The 20,224-nt window shown below is 58.7% G+C and carries 16 protein-coding genes; 5 read left to right on the top strand and 11 right to left on the bottom strand.

The features are described 5' to 3' along the window. Positions 1-111 precede the first annotated feature (111 nt). From AKV04_RS01980 to AKV04_RS01960, 5 genes are all read right to left on the bottom strand, one after another. The gene (locus AKV04_RS01980) at positions 112-1,011 is read right to left on the bottom strand and encodes an NAD(P)-dependent oxidoreductase (RefSeq protein WP_054004806.1); all 900 of its coding nucleotides are present in this window, start codon (positions 1,009-1,011) and stop codon (positions 112-114) included. Between the two features lie 51 nt (positions 1,012-1,062). Beyond that, positions 1,063-2,493 (bottom strand): aldehyde dehydrogenase family protein, encoded by a 1,431-nt coding sequence (locus tag AKV04_RS01975; RefSeq protein ID WP_054004805.1) that lies wholly within the window; start codon positions 2,491-2,493, stop codon positions 1,063-1,065. Positions 2,494-2,500: 7 nt separating this feature from the next. Next, entirely contained in the window at positions 2,501-4,063 is a 1,563-nt protein-coding gene (locus AKV04_RS01970; protein WP_156317307.1) for a trimethylamine methyltransferase family protein, read from the bottom strand. A gap of 69 nt (positions 4,064-4,132) precedes the next feature. Beyond that, positions 4,133-6,580: a GcvT family protein gene (locus AKV04_RS01965; RefSeq protein WP_054004804.1), complete on the bottom strand. Its 2,448-nt coding sequence runs from the start codon at positions 6,578-6,580 to the stop codon at positions 4,133-4,135. Positions 6,581-6,646: 66 nt separating this feature from the next. Beyond that, positions 6,647-9,079, bottom strand: a complete 2,433-nt coding sequence (locus tag AKV04_RS01960) for a GcvT family protein (RefSeq protein WP_054004803.1) — start codon at positions 9,077-9,079, stop codon at positions 6,647-6,649. A gap of 131 nt (positions 9,080-9,210) precedes the next feature. On the opposite strand from AKV04_RS01960, the gene AKV04_RS01955 reads away from it, so the two are divergent. Beyond that, on the top strand, positions 9,211-10,080 hold the full coding sequence (locus AKV04_RS01955; protein WP_054004802.1) for a LysR family transcriptional regulator: 870 nt from the start codon (positions 9,211-9,213) through the stop codon (positions 10,078-10,080). A 94-nt stretch (positions 10,081-10,174) separates the two neighbouring features. Here the strand turns inward: AKV04_RS01955 and AKV04_RS01950 are convergent, their stop codons facing one another. Further along, positions 10,175-11,137, bottom strand: a complete 963-nt coding sequence (locus AKV04_RS01950; protein WP_054004801.1) for a CehA/McbA family metallohydrolase — start codon at positions 11,135-11,137, stop codon at positions 10,175-10,177. Positions 11,138-11,278: 141 nt separating this feature from the next. Here AKV04_RS01950 and AKV04_RS01945 point away from each other — a divergent pair, with 141 nt between their 5' ends. Further along, positions 11,279-11,599 carry an ArsR/SmtB family transcription factor gene (locus tag AKV04_RS01945; protein WP_054004800.1) on the top strand — a complete coding sequence of 107 codons (321 nt, stop codon included), beginning with the start codon at positions 11,279-11,281 and terminating at the stop codon, positions 11,597-11,599. A gap of 7 nt (positions 11,600-11,606) precedes the next feature. Here the strand turns inward: AKV04_RS01945 and AKV04_RS01940 are convergent, their stop codons facing one another. The 5 genes from AKV04_RS01940 to AKV04_RS01920 all read right to left on the bottom strand — a co-directional run bounded on the left by AKV04_RS01940 (position 11,607) and on the right by AKV04_RS01920 (position 15,482). After that, a complete protein-coding gene (locus AKV04_RS01940) occupies positions 11,607-12,500 on the bottom strand; it encodes a hypothetical protein (RefSeq protein WP_054004799.1) in 894 nt (297 codons plus the stop codon). After that, positions 12,497-13,087 carry an acyltransferase gene (locus AKV04_RS01935; RefSeq protein ID WP_054004798.1) on the bottom strand — a complete coding sequence of 197 codons (591 nt, stop codon included), beginning with the start codon at positions 13,085-13,087 and terminating at the stop codon, positions 12,497-12,499. Before AKV04_RS01935 ends, AKV04_RS01940 begins: the two co-directional genes overlap by 4 nt. Further along, positions 13,075-14,229 carry a dTDP-4-amino-4,6-dideoxygalactose transaminase gene (gene rffA, locus AKV04_RS01930; protein WP_156317319.1) on the bottom strand — a complete coding sequence of 385 codons (1,155 nt, stop codon included), beginning with the start codon at positions 14,227-14,229 and terminating at the stop codon, positions 13,075-13,077. Before rffA ends, AKV04_RS01935 begins: the two co-directional genes overlap by 13 nt. 119 nt (positions 14,230-14,348) lie before the next feature. Then, on the bottom strand, positions 14,349-15,077 hold the full coding sequence (locus AKV04_RS01925; RefSeq protein ID WP_054004796.1) for an SDR family oxidoreductase: 729 nt from the start codon (positions 15,075-15,077) through the stop codon (positions 14,349-14,351). Between the two features lie 42 nt (positions 15,078-15,119). Beyond that, complete coding sequence (locus AKV04_RS01920; protein ID WP_054004795.1) at positions 15,120-15,482, bottom strand: diacylglycerol kinase; 363 nt, start codon at positions 15,480-15,482, stop codon at positions 15,120-15,122. Positions 15,483-15,714: 232 nt separating this feature from the next. On the opposite strand from AKV04_RS01920, the gene AKV04_RS01915 reads away from it, so the two are divergent. The 3 genes from AKV04_RS01915 (at position 15,715) to AKV04_RS01910 (ending at position 19,939) form a co-directional block, all read left to right on the top strand. After that, complete coding sequence (locus AKV04_RS01915; RefSeq protein WP_054004922.1) at positions 15,715-17,001, top strand: tyrosine-type recombinase/integrase; 1,287 nt, start codon at positions 15,715-15,717, stop codon at positions 16,999-17,001. Between the two features lie 288 nt (positions 17,002-17,289). Further along, entirely contained in the window at positions 17,290-17,538 is a 249-nt protein-coding gene (locus tag AKV04_RS25970) for a helix-turn-helix transcriptional regulator (RefSeq protein ID WP_156317306.1), read from the top strand. A gap of 163 nt (positions 17,539-17,701) precedes the next feature. Then, complete coding sequence (locus tag AKV04_RS01910) at positions 17,702-19,939, top strand: phage NrS-1 polymerase family protein (RefSeq protein ID WP_156317305.1); 2,238 nt, start codon at positions 17,702-17,704, stop codon at positions 19,937-19,939. The last annotated feature ends 285 nt before the right edge of the window (positions 19,940-20,224 follow it).

Below are 20,224 nucleotides of genomic sequence, written 5' to 3'. Positions count from 1 at the left end.
TCCATGGTCCCAACTCGGGACCAAATAACCCGCCCTGATTTCAATGGGTTAGGGCGGTGACTTTAAGAGATTGTTAACAGTTTCGCCCAAAGCCCCCACCAGTGCAAGCCGCTATTCCAGCCGGCACGGGAAGCCTTCGGCGCGCAGATCGGTGCCCAGCAGATCCTCGAGCAGCTTGGCGATCATCGGCGACTGCGCCTCACCGCCATAGGCCGCTTTGGCGGCGATATAGGTCTGGTTGGTCATCGAAGCCAGATCAAGCGGCACGCCGAATTCCTTGCCAAAACCCAAGGCAAAGCCAAGGTCTTTCAGCGCCAGATCAATGTTGAAGGCAATGTCATACGATCCGTTCAGGATCAAAGCACCTTCGGTTTCATGCACAAAGCTGTTGCCGGACGAGGCCGCAATCGCGTGCCAAGACTGCGCCAGATCAAGCCCGCCGCGTTTGGCCAACATCAGCGCCTCAGAAGTGGCCTTCAGGTGAATGAAGGCCAACATATTGGTGATCACCTTGATGATGCAGGATGATCCCAGCGGCCCCATGTGAAAAATTTTGTCGCCCATCGCCTGCATCGCGCCATGGTGCAGATCGAACAGGTCGCGGTCGCCACCCGCCAGCATGGTGATCTTGCCCTGATAGGCCAGATGCACGCCACCTGTCACCGGCAGTTCCATCATGCGGACGCCAGACTCGGCAGCGACAGCGGCGAGTTTCAGCACCTCGTCGCGGCCCAAGGTTGACATCTCTAGCCAAGACGCACCGTTTTTCATATGCGGCAGGATGTTGCGCAGCACCCGCTCCGATACGGCGGGCGACGGCAGGCAGGTGATCACATGATCGACCGATGCAGCCAGTGTCTCGGCACTGGGGGCCAGAACTGCGCCTTGAGCGATCAGCGGCGCCGCCAAGGCTGGGTTCAGATCGTAAACGGTGACCTGAAAGCCCGCCTTCAGCAAACAGCCCGCACAGGCGGCCCCGAGGTTTCCAAGGCCGATATATCCGTAATGCATGGTAAGTCCTATGGAATGGGGGCGGCAGCACCCGCCCCCGGTTTAAGCCAGTCAGTCGCCGTAGCCGACGATGCCCTTGATTTCACAGAAGTCGTGGATACCCCAATCGGCATATTCACGCCCATTGCCCGATTGTTTGTAGCCGCCGAACGGCGCGGAGGTATCCCAATCGGGGTAGTTCAGATTGACCGTGCCTGCGCGCAGACGACGTGCAACGGGTTTGGCATCCTCTACCGGGCCCGCGATATAGGCGGCCAATCCGTAGACGGTATCATTGGCCATGCGCACGGCATCGTCCACCGTGTCATAGGGCAGGATCGCCAGCACAGGACCGAAGATTTCTTCCTTTGAGATCGTCATTTCATTCCGCACATCGCCGAAGATGGTCGGCTTGGCGAACCAACCCCGGTTCAGTCCAGCCGGACGGCCCAAGCCCCCGGTCACCAAGGTCGCGCCCTCGTCGATCCCGGCTTGGATCAGGCGCTGGACCTTCTCATACTGGGTTTTTGAGATTAGCGGCCCCATCGTCGTTGTCTCAAGCGTCGGGTCGCCGGGGATCAAAGCCTCTGCAGTCTCTTTCGCGACCGCCAAAGCCGCAGCCTGTTGGTCGCGCTGCACGAACATCCGGGTCGGGGCGTCGCAAGATTGGCCGGTGTTCGACATAATCGCATTGACGCCAGCCGCCACAGCCGCCGCCAGATCAGCGTTGGGCAGGATGATGTTGGGAGACTTGCCGCCCAATTCCTGCGCCACGCGTTTCACCGTCGGGGCCGCCGCAGCCGCCACCGCCGTGCCCGCGCGGGTCGAGCCGGTGAAAGAGACCATATCCACCTCAGGATGCGACGACATCCGCGCGCCGACTTCCGGGCCGGTGCCGTTCACCAAGTTGAACACGCCCGGCGGAACGCCCGCCTCATGGCAGACCTCGGCGAACAAAACACCCGAAAGCGGAGCAATTTCCGAAGGCTTCAGCACCATCGTGCAGCCCGCGATCAGCGCAGGTGCCACTTTGCAAGCGATCTGGTTCATCGGCCAGTTCCATGGCGTGATCAACGCACAGACCCCGATGCCTTCATGCACGATCCGGGTGGTGCCGCGCGAATATTCCCACGCCATTTCTTCGGCAGCCTTGATGGTGGCCTCGATATGCACCTGCCCCGCCCAAGCCTGTGCGCCGCGCGCCCATTCAATCGGCGCACCCATCTCGGTGCTTATCGCCTGCGCGAAATCTTCGTAGCGGGAGTTGTAAACCTCAAGAATCCGCTTCACGAGGTCGATGCGTTTTTGCACGGGCCAGATGGTATAGGAGTCAAAGGCCGCCCGCGCCGCTGCAATCGCCGCATCAATATCGGCTTGGTTGCCCAAGGCCACCTCGGCCACGATTTCCTCGGTCGCCGGGTTTTCAACGCCCATCCGGGCCGCCGAGTTCGGCTGAACCCAAGCGCCGTTGATGTAGAATTTGGTCATGTTGACAGAAATCATGGCGTCCTCACTGGAAGTAGATTTTATATTTGGCGCGGATGATCGCGTCGATCTCGGGATCAATCACGTTTCCGGCCTTTGCGAGGATACTATTCTTGCGCGCGATGGCGGCGTCAAGCAGCAGCGGCTTGCCCGCCTCATTCCACTCCTTCGGCGACATCCTATTCGCCGACGCGGGGTAGATATATTCGGTTTGCATCAGTTTCAGGGTCTGATCCGAGCCGAGATAATGGCCGGGGCCACCAAGGCAGACCTGTTTCATTGCCTCAATCGAGGTGGTGTCCGGCGTCACATCAATACCGCGCACAAGGCGCATGGCTTGTCCGAGAAGATCATCGCCCAAGACGAGAGATTCTAGGCAGAACCCCAACAGGCTGGCGTGCATGCCCACTGCCTCATAACACATGTTCAGGCCTGCGAGGCCCGCCAGAGAGTTGGTAATGCCCTGCTCCCATCCTGCCTGCATATCGGGCAATTTGCTGTCGGAAATCCCCGAAGCAGCCCCGCCCGGCAGATCGTAGAAATGGTGCATCTGCGCACAACCCGCCGTCAGCAAAGCCTGCTCCGCTGAGCCGCCCGACATCGCCCCGGTGCGCAGATCGGACACAAACGGCCAAGTGCCAAAGATACAGGGCGCGCCTTTTTTAATCGCATTGGCATAGACCACACCCGCAAGGCATTCCGCCATCGCCTGCACAATGGTCAGCGCAATCGGTGCCGGAGCCGTTGCCCCGGCCTGCCCCGCCGACAGCAGCAGCATCGGCATGCCACGCCGGATGCAATCCTCCATGGTGATGCAGGATTCTTCGGCGAATTTCATCGGCGGGACGACGAAGCAGTTGGAATTGCTGACAAAGGGCCGCTCCAGCCATTTCTCCTCGCCACCTGCCACAGTGTAGATCATATCGAAACAGGCGGCGACATGCGACGGGTCAGAAAAGCTGGTGCCAACATGTTTCGTGGTGCCAGCAAGGCAGCCATAGAGCGTATTGAGGTCCATATCCTGATTGTCGATGACATCGCGGCAGACCATCGTGCGTTGGTAAAAGTGGATATTGTCGAGATTGTCGACCAGTCGCGCCGCATCATAAAGGTCTTGCGCGGTGCTTTCGCGGTAGTTCAAGCTGATCGGATCCACGATATGCACTGCCGCCCCGGCTGTGCCAAAATGCACCTTGTTGCCCGACAAATGCAGATCATGTTTGGGGTCGCGCGCGTGCAAAGTGATATTGCGCGCGGCCACCGCCAGCATATCTTCGACCAAAGCGCGCGGGAAACGGATGCGGCCATCATCGCCTTGTATAGCCCCGGCCTCGGTCAGCAGTTTCACCCCCGAGGGCGGGGCTTGGCTAAGCCCAATCTGCTCCAACGCCTGCAAAGCGCTTTCGTGAATCTGCGCGATACCGGCATCGCTCAGCGGCTTATACTGCCCTCCCGACATGCCGGGCCGCACCGGGCGCACGTCGTCGGCCAAAGGCGCCGCGCGCAGCGCCACCCGTGCGGTGCGCCCACCAGACCGCCGCGCCCGTGAGGGTTCACACACTTCACCAATTTCGCTCAGATCGCTCATCTTCGTCATCCTCTGTGCTCACATATCCGCGGGAGGGTCCGGGAGGGCCGATGGCTCTCCCGGCGCTTATCAGGCGCGCACCCGTTCGGATTTTGGATCATACATTGCCACAAGGCTGGCCACGGCCTCATGCCGCACCCCCGCCACTTCGATTTCATAGTGCGAGCCCAGAATGGCCGCGTCGGACTGCCCTTTGCAGGGCACATAGCCCATACCAATCGCGCCACCGAGGAAATGCCCGTAGTTGCCAGAGGTTACTGGGCCGACAATCACGCCGTCGCGCACCACCGCCTCATTATGGAACAACAGCGGTTCGGGGTTGGTTAGGCGGAACTGTACCAGCTTGCGATCCAGCCCTGTCTCTTGTTTACGCAGGACCGCATCGCGACCAATGTAGTCAGGCTTTTTCTTCGACACCGCAAAGCCCAAACCCGCCTCAAGCACATGATCTTCATCGGTAATATCATGGCCGAAGTGACGATAGGCTTTCTCGATCCGGCAAGAATCCAGCGTGTGCAACCCGCAGAGCTTCAGGCCCAGACCAGCGCCAGCTTCCTCCAAAGCCTCAAACACATGCGCGGTTTGATCGGACGAGACGTACAATTCCCAGCCGAGTTCGCCCACATAGGTCACCCGATGCGCCCGCGCAACGCCCATGCCAACCTCGATCTGCCGCATGGTGCCGAACGGATGCGCCGCATTTGAGAAGTCATTCGGGCTCAGCTTTTGCATCAACTCCCGCGCCTTCGGACCCATCACGCAGAGCACCGATTCAGCCGCCGTCATATCGGTGATCACCGCAAACGCCTCGCCCAGGTGCCGCCGCAGCCAAGCCAAATCGCGCTGCAAGGTCGCCCCCGGCACCACGGCCAAATACGCCGTCTCGGACAGCCGCGTCACCGTCAGATCGCTTTCAATGCCGCCCTTCCGGTTCAGCATCTGCGTGTAGACGATCCGACCAACCGCCACATCCATCTCGGCGGCGCATACCTTGTTCAGGAAGGCGCAAGCATCGCGACCCTCGATGCGGATTTTGCCGAACGAGGTCATGTCGAAGAAACCGACACCATTTCGAACTGCCAGATGCTCGGCCTTCTGGTTCTCAAACCAGTTCTGCCGTTTCCAAGAATAGCGATACTCGCGCTCTTGCCCCGCATTGGCGAACCAGTTCGCGCGCTCCCAGCCCGCTACTTCGCCAAACACCGCACCACGGGCTTTCAGATGCTCGTGCAGCGGAGTCCGCCGCACCCCGCGTGCGGTTTCCACCTGACGGTAAGGGAAGTGATCGGCGTAAAGCAGACCCAAAGTCTCGGTCACCCGCTCTTTCAGATATTTGCGGTTCTTCTGGAACGGCTGGGCGCGGCGGATATCGACCTCCCACAGATCGAAGGGTGCCTCGCCCTCGACAATCCAATGCGCCAAGGCCATACCCGCGCCACCCGATCCGGCGATGCCAACCGAGTTATAGCCCGCCGCCACCCAGTAGCCGCCGAGCTCCGGCGCTTCGCCCAAGTAATAGCGGTCATCGGGCGTAAACGATTCCGGCCCGTTGAAAAATGTATGAATCCCCGCCGTCTGAAACAGCGGCATCCGGTTCATCGCATCTTCAAGGATGGGTTGGAAATGGTCCCAATCTTCCGGCAAAGTGTCGAACATGAAATCTTCGCGGATGCCCCCCATGCCCCAAGGTTTGGCTTTCGGCTCAAACGCGCCAATCATCATCTTGCCCGCATCAGACTTATAGTAAGCACATTCATCCGGCACCCGCAGCACGGGCAGATGTCCAAGCCCCTGAACCGGCTCGGTAATCAGATAGAAATGCTCGCAAGCGTGCAAAGGCAAGGTGACAGCCGAGGCTTCCGCCAAATCGCGCCCCCACATGCCGCCGCAGTTCACCACCACATCGGTTGCAATATGGCCGGGCTCGCCATCCGCGCCAATGTAATCGACGCCGGTGACTTTGCCCGACGCTTTAGTGACCCCGACAACCTTGGTATGCTCGAATATCTTCGCGCCCCGCATCCGTGCACCTTTGGCCAAAGCCATCGCGATGTTGGCGGGATCGCATTGACCATCCAGCGGCAGATGCACCGCCCCCACCACATCCGCGACGTTCAGATGCGGATACATCGCTTTCACCTCAGACGGCGAAATCTCCGACACGTCGACATCGAAAATCCGCGCCACGGTGGCTTGGCGCAGTAATTCCTCATGCCGCGCTTCGGTCAGCGCCACCGAGATGCTGCCCACCTGTCGCATCCCGGTCTCAACCCCGGTTTCCGCTGCGAGTTTCACATACAAATCCGCTGAATATTTGGCCAACCGGGTCATGTTCGCCGAGCCGCGCAACTGCCCGATCAACCCCGCCGCATGCCAAGTCGTGCCAGAGGTCAGTTGTTTGCGCTCTAGCAGAACCACATCGGTCCAGCCCATTTTGGCCAGATGATAGGCGACAGAGCAGCCGGAAACCCCGCCGCCAATCACCACCGCCCGCGCTTTGTTTGGAATCTGAGCCATCGCTTTGCTTTCATACTGGTAGAAATACTTTGGGGTGCGAGGGCTTAGCCCCCGCTTCGCCCGATCTTACGCGCGGATACGTTCGTTTTTCGCATCCCACAGCGGCGCATCTGCCTGCACCATCGCCGGATAGCGCTGCCCGAAAATCTCCACCTCAACGGCCTGCCCCGGCTGGTTCAGATCAGCGCGCAACATGCCAAGCCCGATGCAAGCGCCGACGCGGTGACCGTAATAGCCAGAGGTCACTTCGCCCACCACCGTATCGCCCGCCCAGATTGTGGACATATAGGGCGGATCCTGATCGCCTGCCTCGATCACTAAAGTGCAGAAGCGCTTGCCCACGCCGCGCTGTTTTTGCGCCAGAAGCGCCGCCTTGCCGGGGAAATCCTGTGGTTTGTCAAACTTGATGAAGCGGTCGAGGCCGCCTTCGAGCAGTGTGTAATCGGTGGAAAGATCGCCCTTCCACGCGCGATAGCCCTTTTCCACCCGCAAGGAGTTCAGCGCGAACATGCCAAAGGGTGTCGCGCCCGCCGCTAGGATCGCATCATAAATCGCCGGCATCCGCGCGGGGGTGGCATGAACCTCCCAGCCCAATTCTCCGGCAAAGCTGACGCGGAATAAGGCGCAATCCTGCCCTGCCACCGCTGCGGGCTGCACAGACAGCCAAGGGGCGCTGAGGTCAGCCTCGGTCAACCCCGCCAGCAGATCGCGCGACTTTGGCCCGGTGACAATCAGGCAGGTGAAATCATTGGTGCGGTCGCGGAAAGTCAACCCCGCAGGCATATCGCGACGCAGCCAGTCGGCGTCATGGCTTTGCGCCACGGCGGCCGTGATCAGGGTGAAAGCCTCTTCCTCGCGCCGCACCACCGACATTTCGGTCACGATCCGGCCCTGATCATCGGGGAAATACGCCAGCCCCATTCGCCCGATCTTCGGCAAAGCACCCGAAATACGCCCCGCCAGCCACTCCGCCGCCCCCTGCCCTTCAACCTCAAACCGAGAGAATCCGGGCAGGTCCAGCACGCCCACGCCATCGCGCACCGCCTCACATTCGGCCTTCACTGCACCGAACCACGGGCCTTCGCGGTTCCATGTGCGCTGTGCATCCTCGGACGTATCATCGCCCGGACGGGCATACCACAAAGGCCGTTCCCAGCCGTTGAACGGACCAAACTGCGCGCCTAATGCTGCCGTGCGGTCGTGCAGCGGTGACAGTTTCTTGCCGCGCCCCTCGCCCCAGACGTGATGCGGGAAGTGGATGGCGTATTCGTGGCCGTAAACCTCCATGCCTTTCTTCACACAGTAATCCTGATCCTCGAACCCGGTGAAACGGCGTGGATCACACGACCACATGTCCCATTCGGTGGTGCCTTGGGTGATCCATTCGGCAAGCACCTTACCCGCGCCCCCGGCCTGGCAAATGCCGAAGGTGAACACGCAGGCCTCAAACGCGTTCGGCACGCCGGGCATCGGGCCGATCAGCGGGTTGCCATCGGGCGTATAGGGGATCGGGCCGTTGATCACTTTGGTCAGCGGAGCTGTTTCCAGCAATGGCACGCGGGCCATAGCGTCGGTGATATACCATTCCAACCGCTCCAAATCGTCGGGGAACAGTTGGAAGCTGAAATCTTCCGGGAACGGGTCATCCTTGGTCACCCAATGCGCCTTGCAGTTCTTCTCATAGGGGCCAAGGTTGAAGCCGTTTTTCTCTTGCCGCAGGTAGTAGCTACTATCAACATCACGCAGCAAAGGCAGCTTATGCCCCACCGCTTTGGTGCGGGCCTCGACCTCGGGGATGGTGTCGAACAGCATATACTGATGGCTCATCACCATCATCGGCACCTCGCGGCCAAACCATTTGCCGACCTCGCGGGCGTAATAACCTGCCGCATTCACCACGATCTCACAGCGAATATCGCCCTTGTGGGTTTCAACCACCCATTCGTCGCCCTCACGCCGCACGCCTGATGCGGGGCAGAACCGTTCAATCCGCGCGCCCATCTGGCGGGCACCCTTCGCCAAAGCCTGCGTCAATTGCGCCGGGTCAATGTCGCCATCGTAGGGGTCATACAAGGCCCCAGCCAGATCGTGGGTGGCGATAAAGGGGTAAACTTCGGCAATTTGATCGGGAGTCAGGATCTTCAGGTCCATGCCCTGATAGCGACCCATGCCAACAACCCGTTGAAACTCCTGCAAACGTTCCGGCGTGTGCGCCAACCGGATTGATCCGGTGACGTTGTAATTCATCGGGTAATCAACCGCTTCACCCAAGCCGCGATAGAGTTCCGCAGAATAGCGCTGCATGTTCATGATCGACCACGACGATGAAAATGTCGGCACATTGCCCGCCGCGTGCCAAGTTGAGCCTGCGGTCAGCTCGTTCTTCTCCAGCAAAACGCAATCGGTCCAGCCCGCCTTGCATAGATGGTACAGGCTGGACGCACCGACAGCACCGCCGCCAATGATGACAACGCGCGCGGTTTTGGGAAAATCAGACATGTCTTGCTCCGGGTCTTTACCCCCTCCTTATCAGGCGGCGGCTTTCGGCTTTCAATTCCCCCAAACCCGCGCTATTGATCGAGTGAACCGATCAGGCGCAAAACATCGGACGCACAGCAGCGGAGCAGACCATGCAAATCGAACTTCTTGATACGTTCCTTGACCTTGTGGAAACCCGCAGCTTTCACCGGACTGCTGAGCGGTTGAGTGTCACCCAATCCACCGTCTCGGCCCGCGTGCAGACGCTAGAGGCCGCCGTGGGTGCGCGGTTGTTCACCCGCTCACGCGCGGGCACGGATCTGACCACCGAGGGCCTGCGGTTTGAAACTCATGCCCGGATGCTGCGCAGGGATTGGAATGAGGCCAAGCGTGCCGTGGCCCCCACAGGCGAGTCCGCTGTTATCATGCGTTTGGGCATCCAGAATGATCTGGCCGATGCGTTTATCGGTGATCTGTTGGCAGATTTCCGTCGGATGTTCCCGCAAATGGCGTTTTATATCGAGCCGGATTATTCCGCCCAGATGTGTGCCGATATCGTCGCCGGCGTGCATGATTTTGCGGTACTGTTCACGCCGAAGCCGCATCCAGATCTGCATTTCGTCACCCTCGCCGACCTACCCTATCGCCTGATCAGTTCGGATGCTGCGACGCGGGCCGAGATCAAGCTGGAGACCTATATTTCGGGGCATTTCTCTGCGGCTTTTGAGCAGGCCCACCGCACCGCCCTGCCCGAGCTGATTGGCGCGCCGTTGTCGGTTGGCCAAAGCTCGACCATCGCCTCACTGCTGCTGGCCACTGGCGGATCGGGGTTTGTTATGGCGGAAAAGGCGGCAGAAATGGTGGCAACTGGGCGGTTCAAATATGTGGCTGATGTCGAGGCCATCGACCAGCCGGTGTTTGCCGCGATGCATTTGCGCCAGCGGGTGTCAAAAGCCCATCGCAAGCTGACGAGGATGCTGGCCAAACGCTTCGTGCGCAGCAGCGATCCTGCACGCGGTTAAGGGTTTCATCGCATTTCACCTGAGCCACAAATCCCACGCCGCCCCGGACCAAGTCCGGGGCGGCGCGGTGTTAAATCCAGACCGACTGCATGTCTTATGGTGCAACGCGCGGGTTTTTCGCCAAAGCACCCTCCACCCAAATCGGGTTCGACCACGCCCGCTTGCCTGCGGCATCAATCACCGCCACACGCAGCCAAGGCGAGTTGTTCAGCCGCGCCAGTGGCACCTCGGCGCGGGTCAGCGAATGGCCATGCACGGCCTTTGCGCCAGTGCCATGCCCAATCGCCACCACCGAGACCGCAGCCGAACATTCGACCACAACGTGATCGCCCTCAATGCGCACATCGCGCAGTTCCGGGCCTTGACTGGAATAGAAATGCCCCGCCTTCAACGCTGCCAGCAAAGCCTCGGGCGTGTTGGCTTCCGATTTCACCATCACCCAGCCGCCGAAATGATCCGGCTCCGAGAAATGCGCGTCATCGGTGGCGATCATGCTCAGACGACGCCCCTCGGTCAGCAAAAGATCAGCGATGGCAAAGCCGTCCGGGCGATCACAGCCCGTATCGCAACCCGTGTTGTAGACCTCGACCGCATGGGCGGCGGTGATGCTGCGGGCATCGGCCAAGGTCAGCCCGGACCATTGCGGATGCGCAATCGCCACGAATGCCCCGGCCGCTACAGCCCGTGCTGCAATCTCTGGCCCGGTTTCCTGGCCCTTGACCGGGATGAAGCTGGGGCTGTTCGAGGGCGCGAAATCACTGGGCAGACCCACCGCCAGAATGTGCCACAACTCACCATTCGCCATAGCGCCAGAATGAAGTTCTGCGCCCAAAATCGTCGTAAAGCCCGCGTCGCGCATAGGCTTGGTGTCAACAATCGGATAGCCATAAACGCCTACGAAATGGTCGGTCAACGCAATGAAATCGTAGCCCTCGGCCTTATAGCGCCGACACACTTCCTCGGGGGCCAGCACACCATCCGAGCGCGTCGAATGGGTGTGCAGGTTACCACGCCAAAAACGGCCGTGGGCGGTGAAAGCGGGATCGCGTTGCATCATAGGCTCCTTACCGAATTTTGCCGCAGAGTAGCCAAGCGCGCGTGACAGTCCAGTGACGGCGCGCGTCGGGTGGACATATTCCTGTTAATCCATATGTTACCAACAACAGCGGGGAGATCGGGAGTGAGTGTGAACAAGCGCATGGACATCGAGCCAGCCCTCGCGGCGGACGACATGGCCACGCGTGCCGCCGAGGCCGCAAACTTTCTGAAAGCGCTGTCGCACGAAGGCCGTCTGATGATCCTGTGCCATCTGTCAGCGGGCGAGAAATCGGTCACAGCGCTGGAAGATCTGCTGAGTGCCCGGCAAGCCGCCGTCAGCCAGCACCTTGCCCGCTTGCGCAACGAGGGGTTGGTGGCCGCGCGGCGCGATGGCAAGGTGATTTACTACTCGATCAAAGACCCCAAAGTGCGCGCCATGATCGCCTTGGTCTATGAGATGTTTTGCGGTGCAGAGGCGTAAGCGTGCGTCAGCCAAAACGGCTTTGGGTCAGACGTACAAAGTTCTGCACGCTTTGCATGCCCTTAGCTTCTTGCGCCTGTAACACCCCCAACGTCAGATGCCGGGTGGCGCGCGCATGGGCCAAATCATCAAGACCATAAGCCACGCCATAACGCGCCAATTCATGCGACTGCACCCAATCTTCGCGTGAAGCATAGAAGCCCGGCACCACCACGCTGTCGCAGCCACAAATGGCCGCGAATTGCGAGTAAAGCGTGGCCTCGTCGTAAGAATAGAATGTCTCGCAGCGGTTGAAGACTTCGGCAATCTCGGCGTGCGACATCCCATCAATCTGGATAGCGTTGGCGGTCTCAGCGATGCGAGGCTTTGCCTCACCTTTGCGCACAATGAAGCAGCTGCCTTTGCGATCACTGCGGTTTTCGTTGCGATAAATCGGATTGATCCGCCAGACAAACAACTCTGGTGCGCCGCCCGTCACTTCGGGGAGATCAGACATTTCGCCCGCACGAAAGAACATCTCATCAGGACCAAAGTCGTAAGGATTGCGGATGCCGGGCCTGTAAAGCAGCCAGCGGGCGACATTCTTGGCGCGCAGCGGATTACCCAAAGTCACCTCGGGATATACTACGATACTGCGCTTTGTCAGATCTTGGGGCCGCGCAATCGGCGTATTCAGCATTGCATCGCGTTCGAACGGTTGCGGCTTCCACAACAGACTTGGTCGCTTCAATATCGTATATAAGCGCTGACGCTGTATTGTGAGTGGGGTTTGCCAGTGCCACAGGAACGCTTTCTCGCCGGACTGGTTCAAAGCATGGACCAACTGGTGCAGAAAGATCGACCCGCCACTGTCTGGATCGTATCCCGGCGCAAAGACGATGTAATTCAAGCGCTTGCTCATTTGGCGCCCCGCATGTCCGCCTTTGCATCGGCGACACAGCAAAGATAGTCCTGCTCTAGCGTCAACAGATCACGACTGCGGACCTTCAGATTTCGCGCGGGGCTGCCGGCCCAGATCGTCCACGGCTCCGTTGAGCGCAGCACTAAGGCCGCAGCCCCCACCGCGGTGCCTTCGGCCAAAACCACACCCGGCGCAATGATCGCCCCTGCCCCGACGATGCAATGTCGCCCGATCCGCACAGCCGCGTGTCGCTCGGCTTTGTAGCGCGCAGGCACGGTCGGGTTGGTCATTGTCGCTCCCGAATAATCATCCGACTGGGCAAAGACACAGACGCGGTAGGCCAAACCTGCAAAATCCGCCAACACGATGCCAGGGACACCCCCCGCCAGCAGACAAAACGGCGCGATATGCACATTTCGTCCGATTTCAACCCGACCAGACACGACGCAGAAATCGTCGATCCGGCTGTGATCGCCAACATGCATCTGCTCTGCTTGGTAAATCGAGGCCTTATCACTGATTTTGACGTTCTGCCCCAAGCTGGCAAAACCCATAGCCCGCAGTTGGCTTTCGTTCAGATATGCCATGCCGCCACCGCCGTTTTCGCCAGCAGATACTCCCGTGCCACGTCGATCACCCGCTCAATATCCCCCGCCAATCCGAAATACACCGGCAGGCGCACCAACCGCGCCGAAACCGCGTCAGTGACCGGCAAAGCGCCAGCGCTGCGCCCATATCGCAGACCTGCAGGGGCAGAATGCAGCGGCACATAATGGAACGGCGTGATGATCTCGGCCTGCCGCATATGGGCGATGAAGCCATCGCGGTCGTCAACGTCGCGCATCATCAGATAAAACATATGGCCGTTTCCGGTCGTATCGGCGGGTGCATGGGGCAAGCCAACCCGCCCCGATTGCTCAAGATCCGCAAAAGCCTCGGCGTAGCGGTCAAACAGCGCCAAGCGGCGGCTTTGGATGATCTGCGCCTGATCCAACTGGCCATAAAGGAAAGCCGCGATCAACTCCCCCGGCAGGAAGGACGAGCCAATATCCACCCAAGTATATTTATCAACCTGTCCACGCAGGAAGCGCGAGCGGTTGGTGCCTTTCTCGCGGATGATTTCGGCCCGCTCGATCAGATCGGCGCGGTTCAAGGTCAGCGCACCGCCTTCACCGCTGATGATATTCTTGGTCTCATGAAAGCTGAACGCCGCCAGATCACCCAATGACCCGGCCAAGCGCCCCTTATAGGTAGAGCCCAAAGCCTGCGCCGCATCCTCGACCAACAGCAGATCATGCGCCCGCGCGATGTCAGCCAGCCGATCCATATCGGCGGGAAAGCCTGCGTAATGCACCGCAAAAATCGCGCGGGTTTTGGCGGTGACGGCGACGGCGGTCTTCTCAGGGTCCATGTTCAGGCTGGCCGGATCAATATCGACAAACACCGGAACCGCCCCGCGCAACACCACCGCATTGGCGGTGGACACGAAGGTGAACGACGGCATAATCACCTCGTCGCCCGGCCTGAGATTGGCAAGAATCGCAGCCATCTCAAGCGCTGCGGTGCATGAATGGGTCAAAAGTGCCGCGCGCGCGCCTGTCATTGCGACAATCCGCTCGGAACAACGCTGGGTGAATGCGCCGTCACCCGAAAGCTGCCCCCTATCGACGGCCTCTTGCAAGAAACTGAACTCTTGCCCGACGACCGCAGGTTTGTTGAACGGAATCATAACCTTCACCATATCCTCACTGCCACCCCGCCAAGCGGCTTGGCTCGAAAAACCACATCAAGCCCTAGCGGCTTTTGCCTTGTACGACAATGCAGCCTTAGGCAAAACCTGTAGGTTGTTTACCCACGCCCGATATAGGGCATGTCGCGCGCCATGATCGTCATGAACGGCACATTTACCGCCAGGGGCAAGCTGGCCATATGCAGCACCGCATCCGCCACATGCGCCACATCCATCACCGGCTCGACTGCGACCTGACCATTGGCCTGCGTCACGCCTCTGGTGAAAACCGCCGCCATATCGGTCAGCGCGTTGCCGATGTCAATCTGCCCAGCGGCGATATCAAACGCGCGCCCATCCAGACCCAGCGTACGGGTAAGGCCAGTCACGGCATGTTTCGACATGGTGTAAGGCGCAGAGCCAGGGCGCGGCACATGTGCCGAGATCGAGCCGTTGTTGATGATCCGCCCGCCACGCGGGTTCTGATGTCGCATCAACCGAAACGCCGCTCGGGCGCACAGGAACATGCCGGTAATGTTGGTATTTGACACTGCCAGCCATTGCTCGACCGAGATTTCGTCAATCGTCGCCGCAGGGGCAGAAATGCCCGCGTTGTTGAAGAGAACATCCAGCCGAGGCAGCTTGGCAAAGGCGGCATCGACCTCTGCCGGGTTGCTCACGTCAGCGGCCAACAGCAATGCGGGCTGGCCATCTGCCGTTTCGGCCAAAGCCTCAGCGCGGCGTCCCATCAATGCGACGTTCCAGCCCGCCGACAGAAAGCTCCGCGCCGTCGCCCGGCCAATCCCCGAACCCGCCCCGGTGATCAGAATGGTTTTGCTGTCGCTCATCTTAGCTCTCCCGTAGCGGATCGGCTGAACACTAACCGGGCATCAGAAAAGGGCAAGCAAAGCAAACATCCAAGTCGCGATATAGCCCAGCCCGATCACCGCCACCGCGGCCGAACCGGTATCTTTCGCAGCCTTGGCAAGCGGGTGTTTTTCGGTTGAGATATAGTCGATCGTCGCCTCAATCGCCGAATTCACCAGCTCCAGAGCCAACAGCAGCAGCCCCTGCGCCACGATCAGCGCACAGGCCCACAGTGGCGGGCGCAAGATCACCAGCGCCACCCAAGCCGCCAGATTGACCCCCACCCATTGCCGCAGACTTTTCTCTTCGCGCCAGCCATGCCGCCAGCCGTCCAAAGAATACCCCGCGGTGCGCACAATCCGTCGGATTTCCTCGGCAAGACTCATCGCAAGGCTCCGGTCTGGTAAAGCTGGAAAATGGTGCCCCCATCAGGATTCGAACCCGAGACCCCCTGATTACAAATGTTATTCTACCTCGCCTGATCTAGCAAGCTTAAGCTAGTATAAGCATATTTTTATCGTTAAATCAGTGGCTTGATGTCCTTGCAACCTTGTGGCAGATTGCCCAAGCTAGCCCCAGCTTGCTAGTATGGTGCTAGCATGGGATTGGAGGCAGCACATGCCGAAGCTATCAAAGACCTTCGTTGATGGGGTTGAAGCGCCCGCCGCAGGTTATCAGATTCACTGGGATTCAAAGCTGCCCGGCTACGGATTGCGCGTCACTTCGGGCGGTATCAAAGCCTACGTCGCACAGGGTCGTGTTCTAGGCAAAGCGCTCATCGTCACCATCGGCAGGACGACCCTTTACGCTGAGGACCAAGCACGGCGCAAAGCGCAGAGTATCCTTCAGCAAATGCGCGATAACGTAGATCCCCGTGATGTGCGGCGGCAAGACGAGGCGATGGCGAAGACTTTGCGGGAGACTGCTGATGCTTACTTCGCTCGTGGGATGCTGAAAGAGGCCACGCGCCTTGAAATGGACCGCCACATCAAGACTATGTTTGAGAAATGGGAAAACCGCGCTATCGCGTCCATCACCCCTGCAGAATGCCGCAAGCGGTATGAGGAAATTGCGACGAAGGGTTTGAGGGGTAAGAAAGCTGCACCGGGCAGCGCAGCGGCTGGAATGGTGACGCTGCGCACCCTTTGCAATTTTGCTAGTTCCGAGTTTCGCAAGATGGACGGCACGCCCATCATTACGACCAATCCAGTGACTATCCTCAAAAAAGAGTTGAAGCCCGCAGCACCCCGAACCCGCCATATCGACCGCAGGCAGATTGGGCAATTCTGGAATTGGTTGACAGCAGCACGCGAGGCACCGGGCGCAAATGCTGACGCGCAATCTGCGATAGATTTGGTAAAGTTTCTTGCCCTCACAGGCTGTAGGAGAAATGAGGGCGCGAAACTCGAATGGTCCTGCGTCAACCTTGATGACTCCGACCCAACGAATTGCTGGTTTTTCTTGAGTGACACAAAAAACGGGCGTGATATTCACCTGCCCCTTAGCACCGCCGCTGTCGCTGTCTTAAAAGCGAGGAAAGCGGAAGCGTCGGCCTCCCCTTACGTCTTCCCCTCACGTTCGAAAACCGGGCATATCATGGATACGAGAGGCCCGCTTGAACAGTTCGCCAAAATCATTGGATTTGAAAGACTTAGCGCACATGATTTGCGGCGCACCATGATTACACTGGGCGTAAAGGCTTGCAGGCTTGATGTTGTAAAACTCGAATTGTTGACAAATCATGTGCCAATGGGCGTCACGGCACGTCATTATCTCGAAACCAATGACATGCGCGATTATCACGGAGAAGTTCAGGCCATTTCTGACTTTATTGAATCTGAGGCGCTGGTGGCAGCAGCCAAGGCGGATGGCAGTAACGTGGTTTCATTGCCTGCCCGCGCGTAGTTGCGCTGCTATCCCCGGCAAATTTCGCGCGCTTCGGGGCGGCCTTGGGTTGCGGGTGTGCAAGGTGCGGTAAACGGTGCCGGGGCTGTGCGGGCATTTTTCGGGGGGTATCTTCGGGTTGCGAATCAATACAGCTTTTTCGTATCCGGGTGTATTTTGTGCTTGCCTGAGCTAACCGGCCCAAGCTATTGCTAACTTGCTTCAACAGGTTGCAGCCGTTCTACGCAACTGGACACCCCACAAACCGCTATGGGTTCACGCGGTCAAATGTGGTCTGGAGCATTCAGTATGACAGAACAAACTTTTGAGCAGCTTTGCGAAACGCTTGGCTATACTCCGCGTAACCGCCCCCTCACATCGAAAGAAGTTAGTGATTTTCTGGGCGTCCATTTTTCGACGGTTGAGGGTTGGCGGGTGACGGGGAATGGTCCGCGCTACTTTAATCCTCCCGGTTCTCGCATTGTTCGGTATGCAGAACGCGACATTCTAAATTGGGTGGCAGCAGGCGCTAAACACAGCACCTCCGAAGCCGCGTAGGCCGACCCTCCAACCATCAATATGGCGCGGGGCTGGCTGAATTTGGAATGCGTCTGCGGGGTTAGCTTCCTCGTTGGGCGCATCATCTAGCCCCATACAAGCGCTGTCAGGAAAAAGCGGCAGGGTGTGCCACCACCCCGCCGCCTGATAGGAAGATAACAACTTGCAGAATACCACTGTAACAGAAGGCGGCGTAGGTCCGCAAACGAGTCAGTTTCATCGCCTACCCGCAGAAATGCGGGCGCTCCCGCAATGGTGCGTCACTCCGGCAACATCAGAGGACAAAGCACCTCGGGATGCGAAAGGTGCGCCGCAAATTCATGCCAGCTCGACTAACCCCGCCACATGGGCAGATTTTGAAACTGCTTGCCGTGTGGCGGTTGAACGGAAATGGTTGATCGGTTTTGTATTTACTGCCAGTGACCCGTTTGCTTGCATTGACCTTGACGTAAAGGACGATACGACGACCGAACAGCTTGAGAGATACAGGAGTATTCTGGAAACATTTGACAGTTACACCGAAGGGTCACGTTCGGGCAAAGGAGCACACGTTTTGCTCAAAGCAAACATCGGGAAGGGTTTCAAGCGGGACGGTGTAGAGGTCTATTCGCAGGAACGTTTCCTGATTTGCACAGGCAATGTTTGGCGCGACAGGCCCATCGCGGACCGACAGGAACTGCTCGCCAATATGGTCTCGCAGTTGCGCCCCGAGGGATACAGTGCTCTGCCCTTGCCAGACCAGCCACAAAAGGAAGATGACAACGCGATTATTGAACGCGCGATGAATGCTGCTAACGGCGAGAAATTTGCCTCGTTGTCACGTGGTGAGTGGAAGGAACGGTATGGGTCACAGTCTGAAGCGGACTTGGCATTCATGTCGATGCTGGCGTTTTACAGCCCATCTAATGAGCAGTGCAGGCGTATCTTCCGCATGACTGAATTGGCCAAGCGTGAGAAGGCAATGAAAGATGACCGCTACCTGAACCTTACGCTCGACAAGATTCGTAGTCGGCAAGCTGACGAAAATCGGAACGTAGAGGCACAGAGGGCCAGCTTCAAAGCCTTTGGTGAGGGACTAACGACAGCAGTTGCAGCACTTCCGCCCAGCATGGACGCGAAGGAAATGCACCGGGCGCTTGTGTATATCGCCGCGGAGAAGCCAATGGTTGTTCTCCGCGAAAACCTTGCTGTTCAGTTGCCCCCTGCCGGGATGGGGGCGCTGCTAAAGCACAACACAACGACCATCTTGAGCGAAGATGGAGAGTCTGAAGCCTCAACCTTCGGCCTCTGGCAAAGCAGCGAGCGCCGCATGGTGGCATATACTCTAACCTTCGACCCGAGCGCGGGGGAGTTCTGCAATTCCGAAGATGGGCGGTGGGCGTTGAACCTATGGAAACCGCGCCCGCACAGCGCCCCTGCCAACTGGCAACAGCAAATCCAGCTTTTCATTGAACATGTAACCTATCTGATCCCCGACGAGGCGGAGCGGAATAGGTTTCTCGATTGGCTTGCCCATATTGAACAGCAACCCGGTGTCTTGCCACACAACCATTATCTGATGATCGCCACGCAACAGGGAGTTGGGCGGAACTGGTTGGCGGCGCTGTTGGCGCATATCTGGTCTGGGCATGTGGCAATGGATTTCGATCTCAAGTCCAGCCTGTCGAATGGCTTCAACGGACAGCTTTCCCGCAAGCTGCTTGCAGTGGTAGATGAAATTAACGAAGGCGGCGCAGGGGAGCGGTGGCAGCATAGCGAAAAGCTCAAGTCGATGGTGACCGCCTCCCACAGGTTCATCAACGTGAAGTATGGCTTGCAGCACACCGAAAAAAACTGTTGTCGCTGGCTACTATTTTCAAACTATGAAACTGCACTGCCCCTCACCGCAGATGATCGCCGCTGGAATGTGATCCGCAATCCAAGCGAACCGAAGGGTGACGATGGATACTACCGCCGCCTTTACGGCAAGCTCTATCCAGTGCCTGACGCGATGTTCATTGCCTCGGTGCGCCAATTCCTGCACTCCCGCCCTATCGCAGGATTTAACCCCGGGGCCCGAGCCACGATGAACATGGCTAAAGAGGCGGTCGTTGCAAACAGCATGACACCGGAAGACGAAAATGCGACGGCGCTGGTGGACACCTGCCCCCGCGACCTGATCACCGCCGAACACCTGTTTGAGGTTGTCTTTGGTGTTGACCCAAGCAGCATGATTTCTGACGCCAGCCGTCGCTGGAAGCTGCTAGGACCTATTGCTCGGAAGGCAGGCATTGAGCCGATGCCGAAACCTTTTAACATGTTCGGAAGACCGAAGGTAAAGGTTTGGGTGCTTAGGAACCCACAGCGGTGGCGGGGTGCCAATGCCCAAGCTGTTGAGCAGGAGCTTTGCAGGCCGAACTGATGCCCAGCCCCCTTAGCCCCCTTTAGCCCCCTTACTACAAAAGTGCTGCTTCCATGAAAAAGGATAGGTCATTGGCACTGCCCTTTACGGTAAAGGGGGCGCAAGGGGGCATAAGGGGGCTGCCGTCATAAATGCCGGGCATCATACTTGCAGTATGACCGCCCTACCGACCAAGCGGCTGGAATGGTTTAGGTTAGGCGTGTGGGTCTGTTGATGAACCAGCCCAGTGCTAGCCGCAGCTATACCCTTAGGGCGCGTTTGATGGCTGCGCTGCGCTGTGGTGCA

Source organism: Cypionkella psychrotolerans (assembly GCF_001294535.1).
Classification (GTDB): domain Bacteria; phylum Pseudomonadota; class Alphaproteobacteria; order Rhodobacterales; family Rhodobacteraceae; genus Cypionkella; species Cypionkella psychrotolerans.
This window is presented reverse-complemented; position numbering and strand designations above follow the sequence as displayed.

Bases quoted from the DNA above. Each gene is read 5' to 3' on its own strand.
- AKV04_RS01980 (WP_054004806.1), bottom strand. From the start codon at position 1,011: ATGCATTACGGATATATCGGCCTTGGAAACCTCGGGGCCGCCTGTGCG.
- AKV04_RS01975 (WP_054004805.1), bottom strand. From the start codon at position 2,493: ATGATTTCTGTCAACATGACCAAATTCTACATCAACGGCGCTTGGGTT.
- AKV04_RS01970 (WP_156317307.1), bottom strand. From the start codon at position 4,063: ATGAGCGATCTGAGCGAAATTGGTGAAGTGTGTGAACCCTCACGGGCG.
- AKV04_RS01965 (WP_054004804.1), bottom strand. From the start codon at position 6,580: ATGGCTCAGATTCCAAACAAAGCGCGGGCGGTGGTGATTGGCGGCGGG.
- AKV04_RS01960 (WP_054004803.1), bottom strand. From the start codon at position 9,079: ATGTCTGATTTTCCCAAAACCGCGCGCGTTGTCATCATTGGCGGCGGT.
- AKV04_RS01955 (WP_054004802.1), top strand. From the start codon at position 9,211: ATGCAAATCGAACTTCTTGATACGTTCCTTGACCTTGTGGAAACCCGC.
- AKV04_RS01950 (WP_054004801.1), bottom strand. From the start codon at position 11,137: ATGATGCAACGCGATCCCGCTTTCACCGCCCACGGCCGTTTTTGGCGT.
- AKV04_RS01945 (WP_054004800.1), top strand. From the start codon at position 11,279: ATGGACATCGAGCCAGCCCTCGCGGCGGACGACATGGCCACGCGTGCC.
- AKV04_RS01940 (WP_054004799.1), bottom strand. From the start codon at position 12,500: ATGAGCAAGCGCTTGAATTACATCGTCTTTGCGCCGGGATACGATCCA.
- AKV04_RS01935 (WP_054004798.1), bottom strand. From the start codon at position 13,087: ATGGCATATCTGAACGAAAGCCAACTGCGGGCTATGGGTTTTGCCAGC.
- rffA (WP_156317319.1), bottom strand. From the start codon at position 14,229: ATGATTCCGTTCAACAAACCTGCGGTCGTCGGGCAAGAGTTCAGTTTC.
- AKV04_RS01925 (WP_054004796.1), bottom strand. From the start codon at position 15,077: ATGAGCGACAGCAAAACCATTCTGATCACCGGGGCGGGTTCGGGGATT.
- AKV04_RS01920 (WP_054004795.1), bottom strand. From the start codon at position 15,482: ATGAGTCTTGCCGAGGAAATCCGACGGATTGTGCGCACCGCGGGGTAT.
- AKV04_RS01915 (WP_054004922.1), top strand. From the start codon at position 15,715: ATGCCGAAGCTATCAAAGACCTTCGTTGATGGGGTTGAAGCGCCCGCC.
- AKV04_RS25970 (WP_156317306.1), top strand. From the start codon at position 17,290: ATGACAGAACAAACTTTTGAGCAGCTTTGCGAAACGCTTGGCTATACT.